Source organism: Synechococcus sp. R6-10, assembly GCF_047461815.1.
Lineage (GTDB): Bacteria > Cyanobacteriota > Cyanobacteriia > Thermostichales > Thermostichaceae > Thermostichus.
Window position 1 is genome coordinate 1 of record NZ_JANSHW010000533.1, and the last position, 2,169, is coordinate 2,169.

Genomic DNA, 2,169 nt, shown 5'->3' on the forward strand with positions numbered 1-2,169 from the left:
GGTAGGAAAAGAAATCTTGGGGTTGGCTGAGGGTGCAATGGGGGCTGACGGCAATGTGTTCAGGGGGGATCCCTTGGGCTTGGGCTTGGGCACCGTTGACCCAGCGCAGATCCAGGCGAACCTTGCCAGGCAGAGGATCGGGCAACAGGGCGGCGCGGGCATCCAGCCCCGGGGGTAAACTGTTCAGCACCAGCTCCGCCACCGCTTCTGACACCTGATAGACTGACCCCGAAATAGAGGGCCCGATGGCCACGCGGATCCCAGCAGCAGGGATCCCCGCCTGTAAAAACTCCTGCAGCACCTTGGACAAGATCCCCGCAGCAGTGCCTCTCCACCCGGCGTGAATGGCTGCCACCCATTCTTGGCTGGCCACCAAAATCGGCACACAGTCAGCGGTGCAGACCCAGGCAGAATCTCCTTGGCGGCGGGCAATGACCGCATCTGCCTGAGAGCGGGTAGGGATCCCTTGACCAGCAGAGCAGTCCTGCTCTCGTTTGTGTCCAAAGGTTTCGGTGATCCCATCTGCCCAAACCCAGTTGCAGCCATGCACCTGATGGCCCCACGCGGCCTGTTCAGGGGGCAGTTGCAGCCGAGCGGCCAACTGAGACGGGGGATGGGGATGACCTTGGCGAGAGCCAAAAGCGTGAGGCCACTCCGCCAAAAGCTGACACTCCAGCCAGCGCCATCTCTCTGCCTGCTGCCAAACCCACAAGGCGGAGCCACTCATCGGCGGGAGCTACCCGGACCAGCAATCGGCGGGGATCCTTGAGACCGATGTTGGGCGTGGAGATGACCCACCCGCTCTTCCAAACACATCTTTAGCTCGGCAGGGTTAAACAGCATCGGCAAAAAATGAATGCTTCGGGTTTCTCGGAAAAAGAACAACACCGGCAGCGGCGGCCAGAAAATTTGCCAATCCTGCCACTCGCTGTAGGGGAACTCGCGGATGCGCCTGGAGCCGCTGTAGACCTGCAGCGCCGTTCTGGTAAAGGCCAGACCGATCAGAGAGGTCTGCACCATCAAAAACAGGCCAAACAGGCCCACCCCTAGCCCCGCCCAAAACGAAAGCCAGAACAGCGGCACCGCCAAAGCCAACACCGACAGGCTGAGGCGAAAATCCGGGGTCAATAGATGGGCAGAATTGGGTCTAATCATGGCCCATTTCTCCTCTCGGGGATCCCAGACCCATTCTAGGCCGCCTCGGCGACTCTTCAGAAGTCAGAGGATCTGTAGGACATAGAGGAGAGAGCCTCTTCTCGAAATCAGGGAACGAGGGGCAAACCGAACCCGTTTTTTGAGTTATCCCGAAAAATACTTGGGATCCTGGGGAAATTGGGGTTTGCCATTGAGCTTCTTCCCACAGCTGGCCGATACAACCGCGCAGGCGGGATGGAATCCTCGCGTAGCTCTCAACTGAGGGCCTCACCGCGTGCGATGGTATACGATAAACTCCAGAGTTCCGCAGGTTTACAGATCAGAACCGGCAAGACGACCCCCATCTACCCAAATGCGCCCTTGGGAAAACCGGCATAATACGGATATAACGAGTGCTTACTGCTAACCTGCACAACCCGTTGGGTCTCTCCATGCCTATCGATCCTCTCTCTCTGATGCCAGAGGAGCCAACCACTCAGATTCCCTCAGAAGTCTACGGGCGCGGATCCCAGGCCGGGCCGGTTGGGGCCTTTCTAACGGTGCTCAGCGGCGCCAATGTGGGCATGACGTTTCCCTTGGCAAGGGGTGGGGTTTTGGGGCGCAGCCACCGCGCGGACATTCAGCTCTTGGATCACGCCGTCTCCCGGCAGCACTGTCGGCTGGAGAGAGAAGATGAAGGTTATGTCCTCACCGACCTGGAGAGCCTCAACGGCACATATGTTAACGGCGAGCGCGTCAGCCGCGTTCTCCTGAAGGATGGAGATTACATTCAAGTGGGGGCCAGCACCCTCAAGTTTGCCTACTACGACGCGGCAGAAGAAGCCTTCTTTTTGCAAATGGCCACTGCCGCCCTCCACGACCCGCTGACCGGCTTGCATAACCGACGTTTTTTCCTGAAGCAACTGGAGCTGGAGATCCCCTTTGCCCTTCGCCATCGCATTCCCCTCCACGTGCTCTATCTGGATTTGGATGGGTTTAAGCAAATCAACGACCGCTGGGGGCACTGGGCTGGGG

3 protein-coding genes are annotated in these 2,169 nt (G+C 58.9%); 1 reads left to right on the top strand and 2 read right to left on the bottom strand.

Features of this window, described 5'->3' with window-relative positions; genetic code table 11:
- Together NW837_RS13360 and NW837_RS13365 are read right to left on the bottom strand one after the other, a co-directional pair.
- Positions 1-727: polyphenol oxidase family protein (locus NW837_RS13360; protein WP_414332115.1), on the bottom strand; the 727-nt coding region annotated here is incomplete at its 3' end.
- On the bottom strand, positions 724-1,155 hold the full coding sequence (locus NW837_RS13365) for a DUF3119 family protein (protein ID WP_414332116.1): 432 nt from the start codon (positions 1,153-1,155) through the stop codon (positions 724-726). The genes NW837_RS13365 and NW837_RS13360, both read right to left, overlap by 4 nt.
- 431 nt (positions 1,156-1,586) lie before the next feature.
- On the opposite strand from NW837_RS13365, the gene NW837_RS13370 reads away from it, so the two are divergent.
- Positions 1,587-2,169, top strand: a 583-nt coding sequence (locus NW837_RS13370; RefSeq protein WP_414332117.1) for an FHA domain-containing protein, incomplete at its 3' end; no start/stop codon positions are given.

Coding starts and splice junctions, on each gene's coding strand:
- NW837_RS13365 (WP_414332116.1), bottom strand. CDS start 1,155: ATGATTAGACCCAATTCTGCCCATCTATTGACCCCGGATTTTCGCCTC.